Annotated in this window: 20 protein-coding genes; 10 read left to right on the top strand and 10 right to left on the bottom strand. The window is 73.2% G+C overall.

Features of this window, described 5'->3' with window-relative positions; translation table 11 throughout:
- Nucleotides 1-72 precede the first annotated feature (72 nt).
- The 5 genes from ACZ4VK_RS29420 to ACZ4VK_RS29400 all read left to right on the top strand — a co-directional run bounded on the left by ACZ4VK_RS29420 (nt 73) and on the right by ACZ4VK_RS29400 (nt 4588).
- Nucleotides 73-1620: an ATP-dependent DNA ligase gene (locus ACZ4VK_RS29420; protein WP_468358478.1), complete on the top strand. Its 1548-nt coding sequence runs from the start codon at nt 73-75 to the stop codon at nt 1618-1620.
- Nucleotides 1621-1771: 151 nt separating this feature from the next.
- Nucleotides 1772-2149: a hypothetical protein gene (locus ACZ4VK_RS29415; protein WP_468358475.1), complete on the top strand. Its 378-nt coding sequence runs from the start codon at nt 1772-1774 to the stop codon at nt 2147-2149.
- Nucleotides 2150-2340: 191 nt separating this feature from the next.
- Nucleotides 2341-3129: a polysaccharide deacetylase family protein gene (locus ACZ4VK_RS29410; RefSeq protein WP_468358472.1), complete on the top strand. Its 789-nt coding sequence runs from the start codon at nt 2341-2343 to the stop codon at nt 3127-3129.
- A gap of 377 nt (nt 3130-3506) precedes the next feature.
- Complete coding sequence (locus tag ACZ4VK_RS29405) at nt 3507-4220, top strand: hypothetical protein (protein WP_468358469.1); 714 nt, start codon at nt 3507-3509, stop codon at nt 4218-4220.
- Nucleotides 4217-4588: a peptidase inhibitor family I36 protein gene (locus ACZ4VK_RS29400; protein ID WP_468358466.1), complete on the top strand. Its 372-nt coding sequence runs from the start codon at nt 4217-4219 to the stop codon at nt 4586-4588. The genes ACZ4VK_RS29405 and ACZ4VK_RS29400 overlap by 4 nt, the downstream gene beginning before the upstream one ends.
- Nucleotides 4589-4606: 18 nt before the next feature.
- Here the strand turns inward: ACZ4VK_RS29400 and ACZ4VK_RS29395 are convergent, their stop codons facing one another.
- The 5 genes from ACZ4VK_RS29395 to ACZ4VK_RS29375 all read right to left on the bottom strand — a co-directional run bounded on the left by ACZ4VK_RS29395 (nt 4607) and on the right by ACZ4VK_RS29375 (nt 8166).
- Nucleotides 4607-5794 (bottom strand): globin domain-containing protein, encoded by a 1188-nt coding sequence (locus ACZ4VK_RS29395; protein WP_468358463.1) that lies wholly within the window; start codon nt 5792-5794, stop codon nt 4607-4609.
- Nucleotides 5795-5866: 72 nt separating this feature from the next.
- Nucleotides 5867-6310 carry an RrF2 family transcriptional regulator gene (locus tag ACZ4VK_RS29390; protein ID WP_468358460.1) on the bottom strand — a complete coding sequence of 148 codons (444 nt, stop codon included), beginning with the start codon at nt 6308-6310 and terminating at the stop codon, nt 5867-5869.
- 108 nt (nt 6311-6418) lie between these two features.
- Nucleotides 6419-6817, bottom strand: coding sequence for an SHOCT domain-containing protein (locus ACZ4VK_RS29385; protein WP_468358457.1), 399 nt, complete (start codon nt 6815-6817; stop codon nt 6419-6421).
- A gap of 137 nt (nt 6818-6954) precedes the next feature.
- Entirely contained in the window at nt 6955-7404 is a 450-nt protein-coding gene (locus ACZ4VK_RS29380) for a peroxiredoxin (protein ID WP_468358454.1), read from the bottom strand.
- Between the two features lie 171 nt (nt 7405-7575).
- Nucleotides 7576-8166, bottom strand: a complete 591-nt coding sequence (locus tag ACZ4VK_RS29375; RefSeq protein ID WP_468358451.1) for a PadR family transcriptional regulator — start codon at nt 8164-8166, stop codon at nt 7576-7578.
- A gap of 146 nt (nt 8167-8312) precedes the next feature.
- Here ACZ4VK_RS29375 and ACZ4VK_RS29370 point away from each other — a divergent pair, with 146 nt between their 5' ends.
- The 3 genes from ACZ4VK_RS29370 to ACZ4VK_RS29360 all read left to right on the top strand — a co-directional run bounded on the left by ACZ4VK_RS29370 (nt 8313) and on the right by ACZ4VK_RS29360 (nt 10778).
- Entirely contained in the window at nt 8313-8798 is a 486-nt protein-coding gene (locus tag ACZ4VK_RS29370; protein WP_468358448.1) for an SRPBCC family protein, read from the top strand.
- Nucleotides 8799-8980: 182 nt separating this feature from the next.
- Nucleotides 8981-10330, top strand: coding sequence for a L,D-transpeptidase (locus tag ACZ4VK_RS29365; protein WP_468358445.1), 1350 nt, complete (start codon nt 8981-8983; stop codon nt 10328-10330).
- Nucleotides 10331-10460: 130 nt separating this feature from the next.
- Complete coding sequence (locus ACZ4VK_RS29360) at nt 10461-10778, top strand: CU044_2847 family protein (RefSeq protein ID WP_468358442.1); 318 nt, start codon at nt 10461-10463, stop codon at nt 10776-10778.
- 100 nt (nt 10779-10878) lie between these two features.
- On the opposite strand, the gene ACZ4VK_RS29355 is transcribed toward ACZ4VK_RS29360, so the two are convergent.
- Nucleotides 10879-12495 (bottom strand): extracellular catalytic domain type 2 short-chain-length polyhydroxyalkanoate depolymerase, encoded by a 1617-nt coding sequence (locus ACZ4VK_RS29355; protein WP_468358439.1) that lies wholly within the window; start codon nt 12493-12495, stop codon nt 10879-10881.
- 169 nt (nt 12496-12664) lie between these two features.
- Between ACZ4VK_RS29355 and ACZ4VK_RS29350 the strand changes: the two genes are divergently transcribed.
- Nucleotides 12665-13168 carry a tetratricopeptide repeat protein gene (locus tag ACZ4VK_RS29350; RefSeq protein ID WP_468358436.1) on the top strand — a complete coding sequence of 168 codons (504 nt, stop codon included), beginning with the start codon at nt 12665-12667 and terminating at the stop codon, nt 13166-13168.
- 70 nt (nt 13169-13238) lie between these two features.
- On the opposite strand, the gene ACZ4VK_RS29345 is transcribed toward ACZ4VK_RS29350, so the two are convergent.
- Together ACZ4VK_RS29345 and ACZ4VK_RS29340 are read right to left on the bottom strand one after the other, a co-directional pair.
- Nucleotides 13239-13559, bottom strand: coding sequence for a cupin domain-containing protein (locus ACZ4VK_RS29345; protein WP_389681674.1), 321 nt, complete (start codon nt 13557-13559; stop codon nt 13239-13241).
- Complete coding sequence (locus ACZ4VK_RS29340) at nt 13556-14818, bottom strand: MFS transporter (protein ID WP_468358433.1); 1263 nt, start codon at nt 14816-14818, stop codon at nt 13556-13558. Before ACZ4VK_RS29340 ends, ACZ4VK_RS29345 begins: the two co-directional genes overlap by 4 nt.
- Before the next feature lie 119 nt (nt 14819-14937).
- On the opposite strand from ACZ4VK_RS29340, the gene ACZ4VK_RS29335 reads away from it, so the two are divergent.
- Nucleotides 14938-15825: a LysR family transcriptional regulator gene (locus ACZ4VK_RS29335; protein ID WP_468358430.1), complete on the top strand. Its 888-nt coding sequence runs from the start codon at nt 14938-14940 to the stop codon at nt 15823-15825.
- A gap of 57 nt (nt 15826-15882) precedes the next feature.
- On the opposite strand, the gene ACZ4VK_RS29330 is transcribed toward ACZ4VK_RS29335, so the two are convergent.
- Both ACZ4VK_RS29330 and ACZ4VK_RS29325 read right to left on the bottom strand, forming a co-directional pair.
- On the bottom strand, nt 15883-17178 hold the full coding sequence (locus tag ACZ4VK_RS29330) for a M20 metallopeptidase family protein (protein ID WP_468358427.1): 1296 nt from the start codon (nt 17176-17178) through the stop codon (nt 15883-15885).
- A gap of 104 nt (nt 17179-17282) precedes the next feature.
- A complete protein-coding gene (locus ACZ4VK_RS29325; RefSeq protein ID WP_468358424.1) occupies nt 17283-17735 on the bottom strand; it encodes an Lrp/AsnC family transcriptional regulator in 453 nt (150 codons plus the stop codon).
- Nucleotide 17736: the final 1 nt, after the last annotated feature.

Below are 17736 nucleotides of genomic sequence, written 5' to 3'. Positions count from 1 at the left end.
GCGACGCCCACGCCGGCGCCGTCGCGATGGTGCCGGCGTGCGGCGGTCGAGAGGTGTGGGGAGGATGGGCCCATGCTGCTCGCCCGTGTCGCGGAGGTGTCCCGGGAGGTCACCGCCGCCTCCGCGCGCTCGCGCAAGATCGGCCTCCTGGCCGAGCTGTTCGCGGAGGCCGCGCCGGAGGAGAGTCCCCTGGTCATCGCGTACCTCTCGGGCCGGCTTCCCCAGGGAAGGATCGGGGTCGGCTGGAGCGTCCTCAAGGAGGTGGTCCCTCCCACCGTCCCTCCCGCCGAGCAGCCGATTCTCACGCTCGGACGGGTCGACGAGGTGATGACGGAGCTCGCCGAGGTCTCCGGCGCCGGCGCCCGCGCCGCGCGGACCCGGATCGTCCACGCCCTGTTCGCCGCGGCCACCCTGGACGAACAGCATCTCCTGCTGCGGCTGCTCACCGGGGAGGTGCGGCAGGGAGCCCTCGACGCCATCGCCCTGGAGGGGGTCGCCCAGGCCGCCACCGTGCCCGCCGCCGCCCTGAGGCGGGCCGTGATGCTCGAAGGCGCGCTGCCCCCGGTCGCCCAGGCGGTGCTCGCCGAGGGTGCCACCGCCCTCGACCGGTTCACCCTGCGGGTCGGCAAGCCCGTACAGCCGATGCTGGCGCACACCGCCGCCTCCGTCACCGAGGCGATCGCCGCCCTCGGGGCCTGCGTCGTGGAGGAGAAGCTCGACGGCATCCGCATCCAGGTGCACAGGAGCGGGGAGGAGGTCCGCGTCCACACCCGTTCGCTCGACGACATCACCGACCGGCTCCCCGAGGTCGTGGCGATGGCCCGCGCGGTGCCCGCCGACGGATTCATCCTGGACGGCGAGGTGATCGCCCTCGACCCGGGAACCGGACGCCCCGTGTCCTTCCAGTCCATCGCGTCCCGGGTCGGCTCCCGCACGGATGTGGCCGGGGCGCGGGCCGTGCTGCCCCTCACCCCCGTGTTCTTCGACGTTCTCGCGGTCGACGGGGAGGGCCTGATCGACCGGGCGGGCCGCGAACGGCACGAGGCCCTCGCCCGGCTGCTTCCCGAGTCCCAGCGGGTCCGCCGCCTCGTCGTCACCGATCCGGCCGACCCGGCGCAGATCGCCGCGGCCGAGCGGTTCCTCACCGACACGCTGGCCCGCGGGCACGAGGGCGTCCTGGTCAAGGCCTGGGACGCGCCGTACGTCGCCGGCCGCAGAGGACGCACCTGGCTGAAGGTGAAGCCCGTCCACACCGTCGACCTCGTCGTCCTCGCCGTCGAACGGGGCCACGGACGCAGGACCGGGCTCCTCTCCAATCTGCACCTCGGCGCCCGTGCCGCCGACGGCGGCTTCGTCATGCTCGGCAAGACCTTCAAGGGGCTCACCGACGAGATGCTGCGCTGGCAGACCGAACGGCTGGGTGAACTCGCCGTGGAGGACGACGGATTCACCGTCCGTGTGCGGCCCGAGCTCGTCGTCGAGATCGCCTACGACGGGCTCCAGACCTCGACGCGCTACCCCGCCGGTGTCACCCTCCGCTTCGCCCGAGTCCTGCGCCACCGCCCCGACAAGCCGGCCTCGGAGGCCGACACGGTCGAGGAGATCACCGGCCGTCGCTGAGCCGCCAGGGCGTGTCTTGCCGAGGCCGGGCTCGCGGGGCCGGCGGGCCTCGCGCGATGGCGTCCGGCGAGGGATGCTGGAGTCGAGGCACGACGAGTGCCCCGGTACGACGAGCGCGGGTGCCCCTGAGCGACCGGCGGGCCGCGAGGAGATGAGCGACGTGTACGACTTGCACATCGACACCGACGTCACCGTGCAGCTGTGCGACTGCAGCCGGGAGGACGCCCAGGCCGTGTTCGACGTCCTCGGCGGCGTCTACCAGCTGGAGGACACGACGGCCCCTGGCCCGAAGGCTGCCACGGGACCTTCCCCCACCGTCTGGACGGCCACCTTCGACACGGCCGGAGGACGGCATCAGGAGGTGCGTCCGACGCCTCTCAGCTCCCCGGTCGGCGCCACGCTCACCGGTGGCTACCACGCCGTCGACGAGGTCGAGAAGGTGCTCGCCGCCGGTTTCGACATCCAGTCCCTGCAGTCCGTCTCCGGTGACCAGGAGACCGAGGCGCGACTGCTGCTCGCCTCCCGCTGAGCGGAAGACGCGAACTCCCCGGACGGAGCGGACGGGCGCCGTCCGGGGTTCACGCGTGCCCGTGCGGCGGAGGGACCCCGCCGATCTCCCCGGTATACACCGTGTGTAGAGTGCTTGATCGGCCGTGAGTACGCCCTGACCAGGCGATGTCCGGCCGTATCGACGACACCACCGGGAAAGCGGGTTCCACCATGTTCCGATCCAGGCTGGGCCGACGCAGGGGGACGACGGCCATGGTCCTGCTCGCCGCCGCGTCGCTGATGATGACGCTCGGCGGCTGCGGAGTCGACACCGTCACTCCGCAGGACGCCAGAGGAGACGGCGGAACGGACGACAAGGCGGGCTCCACGGCCCGCCGTGTCGACTGCGCCGAGGTCAAGTGCATCGCGCTGACCTTCGACGCGGGACCGGGCAAGGACACCCCCCGGCTCCTCGACATACTCAAGGAGAAGGAGGTCCCCGCGACCTTCTTCCTGCTCGGCCGCAAGCACGTCGACCGCTATCCCCAGGTGGTCAAGCGCATCGCCGACGAGGGGCACGAGGTCGCCAACCACACCTGGACCCACCGGATCCTGACCGATCTCGACGAGGCGGAGGTCCGTGACGAGCTGTCCCGCACCCAGGACGCCGTCGAGAAGATCACCGGCCGGAAGCCCACCCTCATGCGCCCGCCGCAGGGCCGTACCGACGGCATGGTGTCCGACGTCAGCCGGGAACTCGGGCTCGCCCAGGTCCTCTGGAGCATCACCGCCAAGGACTACTCCACCACCGACTCGGCCCTCATACGGCAGCGCGTGCTCGAACAGGCGCACGGCGACGGGATCATCCTGCTCCACGACATCTACGACGGCACGGTCCCCGCCGTGCCCTCGATCATCGACGAGCTCAAGCGGCGCGGCTTCACCTTCGTGACGGTGCCGGAGCTCCTCGCCCCCGGCACCGCCGAGCCGGGCGCCGTCTACCGTCCCGAGAAGGACTGACAAGACGACCGAAACCGGGTGAGGTGCCTCACATCACCCACTGGGGAACGCTCGGAACATTCGGGAAAGGTTTACCGTTCATATGTACGTGACGGCGAAGGGGCCCGGTCCCCAAGGTCCCCCCCAAGAGGTGACCGCCCTTCGTGTCACGGCGATCGGCCCCGGTTGGAATCCCCCGTCCAACCGGGGCTCTGTCGTTCCCGGCCCGGCTCCCGCACGGCACACCGACGGCGCCCGAGGGGCGCGCGCCCCGGCGCGTTCGACCCGTTCGAGTGAGGCCCGGCATGGTGGCCCCGCACCCGGGCAGTGATCTTCCCGAGCCGGCGACCCGATCACTCGCCGGCCGCTCCGACCAGGGACGATCGCAGGGGGACACCATGCTCGGCACCACCTCGCGCGCCCGCCGCGCTCTCCTGACCGCGGCTGCCGCCCTTCTGGTCTCCGCCTGCACCGCCGTCGGGCCGGGAGCGTCAGGGCCCTCCGGAGTCCCCTCCGAGCCGGCGGCACAGGACGCGCTCCTGAAGGCCGCCGAGCAGCGGCTCGTCGCCGACTGCCTCGACGGTCAGGGGCTCTCGCTCTCCTCCAGGCCCCGTGCCCCGGACGAGGACCGGGCCTTCCGGGCGGCGCTCTTCGGCACCGGCCCCCGGGAACTCTCCGTCACCCTCGCCACGGGCGCCACCGTCACCGCCCACGAGGACGGCTGCCTCGCCTCCGCACGTCACCGGCTCTACGGCGACCAGCGCCGCTGGTTCCGGGCCCAGGTCGTCGTCGACAACCTCCGTGCCGAGGCCCAGGCCCGGATGGGCGCCGACCCCGACCACCGTGCGGCGCTCGCCCGCTGGACGCGGTGCGTGACTCCGTCCGATCGCCCCCGCCCCGACCGCCCGGAGCCCGCCGTCGCCACCCGCTGCGCCCGCGAGAGCGGACTCGACGAGGTCCGCGCGCGGCTGGAGGCCGCCGAGCTGGCCGTGGTGCGCGCCCTGCACCGCGACGAGCTCACCACCTACCGGCAGCTGCGCGACCGCGCGCTGCGGCGGGCAGCCGAACTGCCCGCGCCCACTCACCCGCAGAAAGGCCACACCCTCTCGTGAAGCGACTTCTCGTCACCACTGCCGCGGCGCTGTTCGCCGCCACCGCCGGCCTGGCGTTCGCCACCTCCGCGGGCGCCGCGGAATGCCCCAGCGGTGAGTTCTGCGTCTGGCAGGACTCCAACTTCGGCGGCCAGCGGGCCAACTGGAGCGGGGACGACGGCTGGTGGGAGAGCTGGATCTCCGACACCGACTCCTCCTGGGCCAACCACGGCATCTCGGGCCCCGGCATCAAGGACCACGTCCAGGTGTACGAGAGCGCCTGGCAGGGCGGCAGCATGACCATCTGTCTCGCCCCGGGCCAGGAGGTCGGCTACAACGGCGCGGCCAACGACCGAGGCGACTCCCACGTCTGGTCGACCGGCTGCTGACCCTCCCCGAGGCCCGCGTCAGCTCTCGTGGCCCAGCCACAGGTCGGGGCCGAACACCTCGTAGTGGATGCCGGCGGCCTCGACGCCCCGGCCGATGAGATCGCCGCGGACCGCGCGGAGGAACGGCAGCGGGCCGCACAGGTACGCGGTGACACCGGCCGGCAGGTCGAGTGCCGTGACGTCCGCCCGGCCCGGACGTGCCCGTGAGTCGCCCGGCTCCTCGTACCAGAGGTGCAGCGTTCCCTGCGGCAGCGCGTCCACGAGGCGCCGCAGCTCGACCGCGTGCGCGTGCGACGCGGGGGAGCGGTCGGCGTGCACGACCACGACCGGCCGGGTCGAGCCGGTCGTCGCGAGGTGGTCGAGCATGGCCAGCATGGGAGTGCCGCCGATCCCGGCGGAGGCGAGCAGCAGCGGGCCGGGCCCCTCGGGCAGGACCAGGTCGCCGAACGGCGCGGAGACCTCCAGGGTGTCCCCGGCCCGCGCGTGCGCGTGCAGCCAGGACGAGACCTCGCCGGCCGGGTCGCCGTCGACCCGCTTCACGGTGATCCGCCACTGCGGCCGTGCGGGCGCGGCGGACAGGCTGTACTGGCGGATCTGCCGGGCGCCGTCGGGGAGGGTGACCTGGACGCTCACGTACTGGCCCGGCCGGAAGGCGGGCGAGGGGGTCCCGTCGGTGCGCCGCAGCGCGAAGGACACCGCGTCGGCCGTCTCCTCCGTCCGCTCCGAGATCTCCATGGACCGCCATACCTGGCCCTCGGCGACGCCGGCTTCCTGGTAGAGCCGCGCTTCCACGGCGATCAGGGCGTTGGCCATCAGCCAGTACACCTCGTCCCAGGCCCGGGCGACCTCCGGGGTCACCGCCTCGCCGAGGACCTCGACGATCGCGGCGAAGAGGTGCTCGTGCACGATCTTGTACTGCGCGGACGTGACGCCGAGCGAAGCGTGCTTGTGCGCGATGCGCGAGAGCATGACGTCGGGGCGCGCGTCCGGCCGCTCCAGCAGGGCGGTGGCGAAGGCGGCTATCGAGCCCGCGAGCGCCTTCGGCTGCTCGCCGACGGCCTGGTTGCCCCGGTTGAACAGCTCGCGCAGGAGCTCGGGACGGGCGGCGAAGAGGCGCCCGTAGAAGCGCTCGGTGATCTGGTCGAGTGCGCCGCCGACGGCGGGCAGAGTGGCGCGCACGACCGGGGCGGCCTGCTCGGACAGCATGGGAAACTCTCAATCTGGTAGATGATCTTCGCATTTAAAAGCGCGAGTCGGCGCCTCGCGGAGGCGTACGGCTCAGGCGGTGGGGCGTGAGGTGAGGGAGAGCAGCAGGGGGCCGGTCGGTGAACCCACGAGATCGGCCACTGTCAGGGGGTCGAGCACCCGGTAGAAGGCCTCCTGTGCCTCCCGCAGCGCCCCCCGCAGTCGACAGGCGGTACGTAGCGGGCACGGGGGATCGCTCTCGCAGGCGGCGACCTCGTCCTCGCCCTCCAGGGTGCGGGTCAACCAGCCCACGGACGAACGCCGACCCTGTTCCGTCAGGGCCAGTCCGCCGCCGCGGCCGCGCCGGGCCTCGACGACCCCGAGGTGCTGGAGCCGGGTGACCACCTTCGCCATATGGGCGTAGGGCACCTCCAGGGCCTCCGACACCTCCCGGGTGGTGACGGATTCCTCCGGAGCGGTGACCGCCAGGCGCATCACGGCGCGGAGCGCCAGGTCGGTGAACTTCGTCAGCCTCACGCCGCGACCGTATCAAAGCGGTATGTCGAATACGTATTAAGGGTGGGGCGGTCGGCCGCCCCACCCTTCACGCGTGGCGCGCGGAGATCTCAGCGGTGCGACGGGCGCTCAGGCCAGGACCTTCGCCTTCGCCCTCTCGAACTCCTCGGGCGTGATCGCGCCCTTCTCCTTCAGCTCCGCGAGCCGCGTCAGCTCGTCGATGGAGCTGCCGCCGCCCGCCTGCGTCCCGGCCGCCTTGCGGATGTAGTCCTGGAGAGCGGCCTCACTCTCCTTGGCCTGCCTGATGTCACGCTGTCCCATCCCCTTGCCCCGGGCGATGACGTAGACCAGCACCCCGAGATACGGGAGGACGATGCAGAAGATCAGCCAGCCGGCCTTGGCCCAGCCGTGGAGGGAGTGGTCCCGGAAGATGTCGGTGACCACCTTGAACAGCAGGAACAGCCACATGATCCAGAGGAAGAACCACAGCATGGTCCAGAAGAGGTTGAGGAGGGGGTAGTCGTCCATTCCTGCACGCTCCGTTCCCACGCAGGCCGGAGAAGGCCAGGTGTCTCAGAGAGTCTCACCCGGCCCGGCCGCCGCCGCATGTCGTGACCGTGCGACGTGCCCGCCGCTGACAGGGTCCGGCCGGCCGCTCCGTGGGTTCAGGCGCCGCGCAGGGCGGCGAGGGCGCGGTCCGCGTGCGCGCTCATCCGCAGTTCGCTGCGGACGACTTCGCGCACCCGTCGGTCCTGGCCGATCACGAACGTGACCCGCTTCGTCGGGGCGAGCGAGAACCCGCGCTTCACGCCGAACCGTTCTCGTATGGCACCGTCCGTGTCGGACAGCAGGGGGTAGCCGAGGGAGTGCCGCTCGGCGAACTCCTGTTGCCGCTCCACCCCGTCGGAGCTGATCCCCACGGGCAGCGCGCCGACGGCGCGGAACTCGGCCGCGAGGTCGCGGAAATGACAGGCCTCGGCGGTGCAGCCCGGGGTCAGTGCCGCCGGGTAGAAGAAGAGGACGACCGGCCCCTCGGCGAGCAGACCGCTCAGGGAGCGGGGGGTGCCCGTCTCGTCCGGAAGGCTGAAGTCCTCGATGAGGTCACCGACGTTCATGGAGGCCCGTCCCCGATCCGTCCCTGTGAGCCGCCGGAGCTTCCGGAGGCTGGGGCGGTGACGTTACCGCAGAGTAGCTCCGGGGTCACCCCTCATCCGCTCCGGACCCCGGTCCAGGCCGCCGCCTTCCTCAGCTCCGACACCCCCGGGGAGCCCGCAGGCCCGGGTCGATCACGACCGGTGCGCGGCCTCCGGCCTTCCGCTCCGCGCGGCGGCGCGGAGGTCGAGCACGGCGAGGGCACGCTCGCCCCAGCGCAGGTTCTCCTCCTCGAAGAACCTGCCGCGCATCAGAGTGAGGTACGGGCCGACCCGCTCCGCCTCCGCGAGGTACCGCTCCTCGTCCCGGCCGTCGAGCATCCACTCCCGCAGCCGGTCGTAGCGGGCCAGCTTCGCCCGCGCCGTCTCCATCCGCTGGGCCACGAACCCGCGCACGGCCGCCGTGTCCCCCTCGTCGCAGGCCTGCACCTGCACCATCAGCTCGTCACGGACCGCACTCGGGCGCGGCGGCGTCGACGTGTAGGCCGCCAGATCCCGCAGCCCCGGCTCGGTCAGGCTGAACATCCGCTTGTTGGGGCGTCGTTCCTGCTGCACCACACGCGCCGTGATCAGTCCGGCCTCCGCGAGCCGGTCCAGCTCGCGGTAGAGCTGCTGCGGGGTGGCCGCCCAGAAGTTGGCGACGGACACGTCGAAGATCTTGGCCAGGTCGTACCCGGATGCCTCGCCCTCCAGGAGAGCTGCGAGGACGGCGTGCTTGAGCGACATCCGGACACGCTAGCAGCACGTTGAATAGTTTCCTCCGCACCTATTCAACCGGCGCTCCGGGACCGTACGGGGGCCCTTCGCTGGCAGGTCCGTCCGGCGCCTGCCTAGGCTGGAGAGAGGGGACGGCAGACCCGAGGGGCAGCGCGATGGACAGCGGCACGTTCGTCTACACCAGCTATATCCGGACCACTCCCGACGAGCTCTGGAAGGCCCTCACCGACCCGGTGTTCACCCGCCGGTACTGGGGCGTGGCCTTCGAGTCCGAGTGGACCTCCGGCGCGTCCATGGTCTGGCACGAGGGCGGACGCAGGACCGCCGACCCCGAGCAGGTCGTCCTCGCCGCCGAGCCCGGCCGCCTCCTCTCGTACACCTGGCACACCTTCACGCCCGAGTGGGCGGAGGCCGTGCACCTGGGACAGGACGTGTACGAGCGCCTCGCCCGGGAGCGCCGGTCCCGGGTGACCTTCGCGATCGAGCCCTCGGGGGACACGGTCAAACTCACGGTCACCCATGACGATCTGGAAGCCGACGGCTTGATGCGGGGGCTGATCGGCGAGGGCTGGCCCGCGCTGATCTCCAGCCTCAAGTCGCTCCTCGAGACGGGCGAGGAGCTCCCGGAACCACCCCGCTGACGCGCGGGAGCGCCCCCGGACTCCCTCGGGGGTCCATGCCGCTGGCCCAATCGAGTCGTCTCGTCCGCCACTCCGCCGCCACGCCCGCCGCCTTGATCATCTTTTTCTCCTCTCATCCGTTTTGATGCTGCGGTCGGCACAGCCCCGCCGACGTCGTCGTCCGGAACGAGAGGGTGTCCGACGTGCCGTCACGCAGATACGTACGGGGGTGGGGAGCGCTCTCCCTGGCCGTCGGAGCCGCACTCGTCGGTACGGCGGCCCAGCCGCCCGCCGGACCCGACCGGAGGCCCACGGCGGCGCCCGACTCCACCACCGTCGTCTCGGTGGACGGCTGCGCCGCGGGTGGCCTCTGCTCCGCACTCCACCGCACCGCCGTCCTCACCGGCGGCCCCGTCGTCACGGGAGCCCCGGTCACCCTCGACGACACCCCGCTCTCCGGCCCCGTGGAACTCGCGCTGCGCACGCCGGGAGTGCTCGCCGACGTCACCGTCACCGACCGGCGGGGCCGTCGTGTCGCCGGGGCGCCGAGCGCCGACGGCACCCGGTGGACCAGCGCGGCGCCCCTGCCGGCGGGAGCCCGGTACGCCGCGCGCCTCGTCATCGAGCGGACCGGCGCCGAAGGGCCGCGCCGCCACCTCGCCCGCCTGGACCTCCGTACGGACGCCGCCCCCGCCGGGGAGCGGCTCACCGTCTCCTTCGGACCCGGCGACGGGCGCACCTACGGGGTCGGCCAGCCGGTCACGGCCGCACTCAGCCATCCCGTGCCGGCGGACGACCCCGCCGCCCGGCGGGTCGTGGAGCGCGCCCTCGTCGTGCGCACCGAACCCCGGGTCGACGGGTCCTGGTACTGGGTCGACTCCACCACCCTCCACTACCGGCCCCGCGCCTACTGGCCCGCCCACACCACGGTCCGGGTCCGCAGCGGTCTCGAAGGGGCCCGGGTCACCGGCGCCCTCCGCGGCGGCCGCTCACGGCCCCTCACCTTCACCACCGGCCCCCGGGTCGAGGCCGTCACCGACGTCGCCGACCACGAGATGACCGTCCTCCGTGACGGACGCGTGCTCCGCACCCTCCCGGTCACCACCGGCAAGCCCGGCTACCGCACCCGGGGCGGCACCAAGGTCGTCCTCGGTAGGGAACCGCTCGTCCGCATGCGCGGCGACTCCATCGGCATCGCCCGCGGCAGCCGTGACTACTTCGACCTGAAGGTGCGCTGGGCCACCCGCGTGACGTGGAGCGGCGAGTACCTCCACGCCGCGCCCTGGTCGCTCGACGCGCAGGGCAGCGAGGACGTCAGCCACGGCTGCACCGGCATGAGCACCGAGGACGCCGCCTGGCTGTACCACACCGTCCGCGAGGGGGACCTCGTACGCGTGGTCAACGGGTACGGCGAGCCCATGGCCCCCTTCGGCAACGGCTTCGGCGACTGGAACCTCAGCTGGCCCGCATGGCTGCGGGGCAGCGCCCTCGCCCAGGACGCCACCGGGACGCACCCGGGCCACACCGCTGCCACCCTGCGCCCGACACTCTGACGCCCGGGCGGACGGGAGACGTGCCGTACGCGGCGACCCGCCCCCGGAACACCAGGGCGCGGCGCGCCTCCAGGCCCGTACCTCTCAGTGATACTGACGGCCTCCCCCCAGCCGACCGTAGGGAGCTTCGATGACGGACATCACCCAGGTCGACGTCGGCGACGCGACCCTCTTCGTGGAGGCACGGCGCCTCGGCCCCGACACGGAACTCGACGACCTCGAAGGGCTCGGCGGACGCCTGCCCGACCTCTCCGCGGTCACCGAGGCCCTCTCCTCGTTCGCCGGACAGATCGGGGACGCCCTCCACCGGGCGGCCCCCGACCGGGCCACCGTCGAGTTCGGCTGCCAGCTCGGCCTGGACGCCGGCAAGCTCACCGCCCTGGTCGTCCAGGGCAGCGCGAACGCGAGCCTGCGCGTCACCCTGGAGTGGGAGAAGCCGACCCGCTGAGCGGCGGCGACGTGGCCGCCGGGCCGTACGTGGACCACCTCTGCTCCGACGACCACAGCCCGACGCTCCCCGCACTCCAGCGGCTGCCGAGCCCCGCCCCCTATCGGTACTCCACCGTCAGCGTCACCGGCGTGTCCCGGTTCACGAACAGGTACGCCGTCGTGGCCGGAGCCGACGTGAACCCGAGCCGGAACTGCGTGACCCCGCCCCGGTTCAGCGCGGCGAGCGCCTCCGCCGACAGGTCCGTCGACACCGCGCTCCCGGAGGAGAACGCGTCGATCCGGGCCGCGCCCGCCACCGAGGCCTGCGCGGACCAGTCCGAGGGCTCCACCGCGCAGCCCCCGAAGCAGCCCGTACGGAGGTCCGCCAGGAGCCGGTTGCCCGCCGGGGAGGCCCAGGGATCGCCCGAGCCGCCGGACCGGGTGACGGTCAGCCAGGCCCGGGTGATTTCCTTGCCGGCCGGGATCCGCGACGTGTCGAAGGAGACGAGCGACCGGTTCACCCTGCTGTCCGTGCCCCGGCCGAGCGCGAGCCCGGACAGGTCCTCCAGGGTGCCGACCGCCGCCCCCGAACCGTCCGCCGCCGCCTTCACGTACCCGTCCTCGGCGTCCGTGCTGGACAGGACCGTACGACCGGACGCGGGCGGTGGCGTCCCGGTGCCGCCGCCGCCCAGGGCCCGCACCATGCCCATGACCGCCTCGATCTGCTTCCCGCCGTGCCGCGCGTACGCCGTGTCACCGAGGTAGCCCCACCAGTTCCAGCAGCCGTTCGGGTTCTCCAGGGTCGCGGTGGGCGCCGCCTGCGGATACAGCACGATCATGTCGTTGGTGTCGGCGTACTCGTTCAGGTACGCGTTCTCCACGAACCGGGTCCCGAACCCCTGGTACGTGTACCCCTGCTTGCAGCCGTGCAGCGCCACGAGCAGCCGGCAGCGCGCCCCCGCGGCGCAGGACCCCGGGACGTACGCGAAGCCCTCACCGCCCATCGAGAGCGCCGACGCCGAACCGCCCGGCGCGTACGCGTTCTGGTCGAAGCGGATCAGCGTGCCGCCCGTGCCGGACCCGGGCGCCGCGACCGAGCCGAAGAGATGGCCGAGGAGCGCCCCCTCCGCGTCGATCCCGCAGTCGTTCAGATACGGACTCTGTGTCACCGTGCAGGAGTTGGGGCCGAGCGGGGTGATCCAGGCGTGCCCGGCCGCCGTCGACCGGTTGTACTGGACCCGGGCGCCGAAACGGCCGTAGTAGTCGGCGAGCGCGTCCACCACCGGCCGTTTCACCGTCGCGTCGCCCGAGCCGCCGAAGACGTACACCGGATCGCCCGACAGGTTCTCCACCGGGTCGACCTGGCCCTGCGCCGACCGCTCGCGCGTGGTCTGCTCCAGGGCGGCGAGCTGGAGGTTCTGCGTCGTGTCCATACAGGCGTTGAGCGCCGTGGCGAGCTGCCCGCGGGCGCAGTCGTACGGCCCTGAGGCGAACACCGCGGAGCCCTCGAACGTACCCGAGTACGCCACGTGCAACTGGGTGGCCATGTAGCCGCCGGACGACACGCCCGCACTGAACACGGAGTCGATCGCGTACGCCTGGAGCGTGCCGGGCACGGGCGGGGGAGCGGCGGCCCCGGCGGGGGCCGGGGTCGGGAGGAGGGCCGCGGCGGCGCAGAGCAGCAGCGCCGCGAGGCGGAGTGGCCCGCGACGGCGGACGGGACGGGGTGAACGCATGGGATCTCCCGGATGGCTGGTTCCTGACGGAGGGTCGGCCGGGAGGCTATGGGCGGTGGGGAGTCTTCCTCCATGGGCGAGGACGCCACAATCCGGCCCGCCCGGTATGGCGGCCCGTCACCTGGCAGCCGCCACCGGGCCGGTGGCGGCGAGCTGCGAGGATGCCTCCATGGATCACCACGACGAGAAGGACGGCCTCCTGGCCGAGGCGGTCGCGCTGCGCGAACAGGGCCGCACGGAGGAGGCCCGCGAGCGGCTCGTCGCACTCGCCGCCCGCCACCCGGACGACGCCCCGATCGCGTACCAGACGGCCTGGGCGCATGACGTCCTCGGCCTGGAGGCGGAGGCGGTGCCGTACTACGAACGCGCCCTCGCGGGGAAGGGGCTCGGCTCGGATGACCGGCGCGGGGCGCTCCTCGGGCTCGGCAGCACCTACCGGGTCCTCGGGCACCACGAGGACGCCGTCGCCCTCCTCACCGGCGCGGCCGAGGAGTTCCCGGCGGACGGTTCGCTGCGGGCCTTCCTCGCGATGGCCCTCTACAACACGGGCCGCCACCACGAATCGGTCCGGCTGCTGCTCCGGCTGCTCGCCTCCACCAGCGAGGACCCGTCCGTACGCGCGTACCGCCGGGCCATCGAGCACTACGCGGACGACCTCGACGCGACCGAGTGAGGCGGGGCGGCGGTACGAGGTGAGGCGGCGGCAACCCGTGTGAGGCGATGCCGTCAGTCGTTCACCACCGTCAGTCGTTCACCGCCGTCAGGAGCACCACCGCGTCCTCCAGGGCGGTGAGCCCGTGCCGCTCCTTGGGGATCATCCGCAGCGTGCCCGAGGGAAGCTCCTCCGCCCAGCCGGCCGCCGTCAGGTTCACCCGGCCCCTGAGCACCTGGAGGCTCGCGGCCGGCGGCGCGTTGTGCTCGTCGAGGGACGTGCCCGAGGTGAGGGCGATGACGGTCTGCCGCAGCACTCCGTCGTGCATCAGCAGATGGGCGCTGCGCCCGTGCGGCGCGGTGCGGGCCGCGGCCAGATGCTCGTCGGCGAGGGCGGTGAGGTCCTGCTTCATGTCTCTCCCTGCGGGGTGCGCGGGCGGATACCCCCAGCCTCCCGTGTGACGTCCGGTACGCAACTCGGGGCCGCCGGTCGTGCCGAGCGCGCCACCACAAGCCCCCCGACGGCGACGGACGCCCCGGCGGCGAACAGGGCGGCCGACCAGCCGTACGCGGCGTACAGCCAGGCCCCGGCGAGGGACCCAAGGGCGCCGCCGCCGAAGGTGGCCAGCATGAACACCGTGTTGACCCGGGCCGCCACCGCCCGTCCGATGCCGAAGATCCGCGCCTGGTTGGCCACCTGGCAGCAGCTGACCCCGAGGACCAGCAGGTTCGCCCCGGCGACCAGGGCCGCGGGGGAGTACGGGGCGAGGCCCGCCGTGCCGAGGCCGAGCCCCGCGACCAGCAGACCTCCGGAGCTCACGGCACGCGCCCCGTACCGGTCGGTGAGCGACCCGGCCGACGCCGAGAGCAGCGCGGCGGGCAGCGTAAGCGCCCCGAAGAACCCGGCGGCACCTGGCCCGTACCCCAGCGGCGGGGCCGCCAGATGGAAGGCGAGCACCGCCCAGAACACGCTGAAGGCGGCGAAGACGCAGGCCCCGAGCAGCGCCGAGACCCGCAGGTCCCGGTGGACCGCGAGAAGCCGGGGCAGTCCCGCCAGGAGCGCGGCGTACGAGTCGCGACCGCGTGCCCCGAGCCGCTCGGGCAGCCGGCGGGGCAGGACGCACAGCAGAGCCGCCGTGGCCCCGGCCGCCACCAGGTACGCCACCCGCCAGCTGCCGCTCGCGTCGGTGACGGCCCCCGAGACCGTACGGGAGAGGGTGGAACCCAGCGTAAGGCCGAGTCCCACCAGGCCGACGACCCTGCCCTGCCGCCCGGGTCCCGCGAGGACCGCCGCCACCGGGGTGAGGATCTGCGGCAGCACCGTCGTGGTGGAGAGCGCGAGGGTCGCGAGCGTCAGCGTGAGCACGTCGGGAGCCGCCGCCGCGACGAGCAGCGCGACGGTCGTGGCGGCGAGCAGCACCGAGGTGAGGCGGCGCAGCCGTGCGGTGTCGGCCAGCGGCACGAGCAGCAGGATGCCGAGCGCGTACCCGATCTGGGCCGCCGACGCCACCAGACCCGCCGTACGGTCCGAGACGTCGAGCCCGCGGGCCACGGCGGCGAGCAGCGGCTGCGGGAAGTAGATGTTGGCCACGGTGACCGCCCCGGCCACGGCGAACAGCAGGACGTTCACGGGCCGGTCGGGACCGGGGGCGGGTCGGGGGCTCGGTTCCACGGACTCTCTTCCGCACGGGGGAGGCTGACGGCTCCAGGCTCCTCGCCGCGGGGACGGCGGATCAAGATGTCATCATGAAAGCGGCGTTGAGCCACACTCAACGATCACGAGGGGGGAAGATGCTCGAACGCTACGAACTGGAGACGTTCCTCACGCTCGCCGAGGAGCTCCACTTCGGTCGCACCGGCGAGCGCCTCGGCGTCTCCACCGGCCGGGTCAGCCAGACCGTCAAGAAGCTGGAGCGCCGCATCGGCACCCCCCTCTTCGCCCGCACCAGCCGCAGCGTCCGCCTCACTCCGGTCGGCCTCCGGCTGTACGAGGACCTCCTGCCCGTCCACCGGCAGCTCCGCGCCGCCGTGGAACGCGCCGCCGAGGCGGGGCGCGGACTCCACGGCCGGCTGCGCACCGGCTTCGGCACCCCTTGGGGCGGCGAACTGCTCACGGCCGCCGCCGACGCCTTCCTCGCCCGGCATCCCGGCTGCGAGATCACCCTCCACGAGGTCCCCCTCGACGGCGGGGTCCGGCCACTCCTGGACGGCGCACTCGACATCCAGCTCACCGCGCTCCCCGTGGACGAGCCGGAACTCACCACCGGCCCCGTCGTCGTCCGCGACGACCGGGTCCTGCTGCTGCCCGCCGCCCACCCCCTGGCCCGCCGCCCGTCCCTCTGCCTCGACGATCTCGCCGACCTGCCCCTGATCACCACCGGCGGCGCCAACTCCCGCCGCTGGCTCGATCACCACTACCCCCGGCACACCCCCTCCGGAGCACCCGTCGAGCGGGGCCCCGTCGCCTCGACCTGGCAGGAGGTCCTGTCGCACGTCTCGGCCGGCCGGGGAGCCGCCCCGGGAGCGGCGCGCGGCGCCCGCTACCACCCCCGCCCCGGCGTCGCCTACGTCCCCCTGCGCGACGCCCCGCCGCTCGAATACGGCCTGGTCTGGGCCACCGCCGCCGACTCGGGCCTGCTCAGGGCCTTCGTGACGGCGGTCGGCACCCAGCGGGCCTGACGCGCGACCGGTCAGCCGCCTTCACACGGTACGAAGGCCCCCGTGCCGCGCGACCGGTCAGCCGCCGGCACGCGGCACCAGCGCCCCCGTCAGATGGTCGTACGCCACGTGCGCGTGGAGCCGGACGCCGGTGACGAGGGTGTCGTCGTCCGCGTAGAAGCGAGGGTTGTGGTTGGTCACCAGACCGCGCCCGCCCGGCACGGGAACCGGCCGCCCCGACGCGTCCAGGGCCGTGTCCTGGACGCCCAGCATCACGTACAGGCCGCCGAACCGGCTCACGAACTCGGAGACGTCGTCGTACCCGAGCGTCCCTCCCGTCTCCACCACCCGCTCCTCGCCCACCACCCGCCGGAAGGTCGGAAGGCCCGCCTCGACCCATGGACCGCTGTTGTGCACGGGTGGCACGGACTGCAGGTACTCCACCGAGGCCGTCGCCCCGTACGCCGCCGCGGAGTGCTCCGCGAGCGTCGTGAGTCGCCGCTGGACCCTCGCCATGTCGGACTCCACGGCGCAGCGGACCGTGCCCCACAGCGTCACCGTCTGCCCCACGATGTTGAAGCGGCCGACGTCCTCGACGTGCCCGATCGACACCGTGACCGGATCGAAGGCCGAGACCTGCCGGTACAGCTGGCCGATGCCCGTCAGGACCGCCCCCACCGCGGGCATCGGATCGATGCCCTCCCACGGGGTGGAGCCGTGGGTCTGCTCGCCGGTGACGACGATACGGACGAGGGTGGAGGCGCCGTACTGATTGCCGATCCGGTACCCCACGTACCCCTTCGGATGGGGTGTCACATGCAGCCCGAACGCCATCGTCGGCACGGGGTCCGCGAAGGCGCCCGCCTCGACCATCGCCAGGGCCCCGCCCTCCTCGGTCACCGGAGGGCCCTCCTCCGCGGGCTGGAAGACGAAGAGCACCGTGCCCGGCAGCCGCTCGCGGACTCCCGCGAGCACCGTCGCCGCGCCGAGGAGCGCCGCCGTGTGACAGTCGTGCCCACAGGCGTGCGAGACGGGGAACGGGCCGCCCGGGTAGTCGGCGTCGACCACCTGGGAGGCGAACTCCGCCCCGCACAGGTCCTTCACCGGCAGCGCGTCCATGTCCGCCCGCAGCGCCACGACCCGCTCACCGGGGGAGCCGCCGCGCAGGACACCGACGACCCCGTGCCCGGCGATGCCCGTACGGACCTCGTCGAGACCGAGGGCGCGCAGCCGCTCCGCCACCATGCGGGCCGTGTTCACCTCACGGTTGGACAGTTCCGGATGCCGGTGCAGATGGCGCCGCCAGGCCACCACCGGCTCCGCCACCCCGGCCGCCCGCCGGTCCAGTTCGTCGTGGATCGCGTCGCTGCCCAAGGGGACTCCCTCTCGCTCCGGCCGGAGCCGCGGTCACGGGACACATGCCCCACCAGGCTCCCATCCGAGCGCGTACCCCGCGTCGACATCGCCGAGCGGGGGCCTCACGCCCGGTCGGTGGCTCGCGGGGAGAGCGGCCGCTCGAAGAACGTCTCGAGGACCACCGTGGCCTGGGTGCCGCTGACCCCGTCGATGGCGTAGATCCGGCGCAACACGTCCTGCAGCTGCTCGGTGGTCGCGGTCCTCACCTTCACGAGGACCGAGGCGCTGCCGGCGATGACGTGGGCCTCCAGGATCTCCGGGAGCGCGGCGAAGGCCTCCGCCGCATCGCCCATCCAGGCGGTCGAGTCCACCATCACGTACGCGAGGACGGCACCGCCCACCGCGGCCGGGTCCACGTCGACGGTAGTACGCCGGATCACGCCCCGTTCCCGCAGTTTGCGGACGCGCTCGTGCGCGGCGCCCGCGGACAGGCCGACGGCCTGTCCGAGCGCGGCGTAGGACCGGGTGGCGTCCTCCTGGAGGAGGGCCAGCAGGGCTCGGTCGATGGGGTCCACA

Source organism: Streptomyces sp. NPDC028711 (assembly GCF_055565415.1).
The sequence above is the reverse complement of the archived record's forward strand: the minus strand, read 5'-3'. Positions and strand labels throughout refer to the sequence as shown.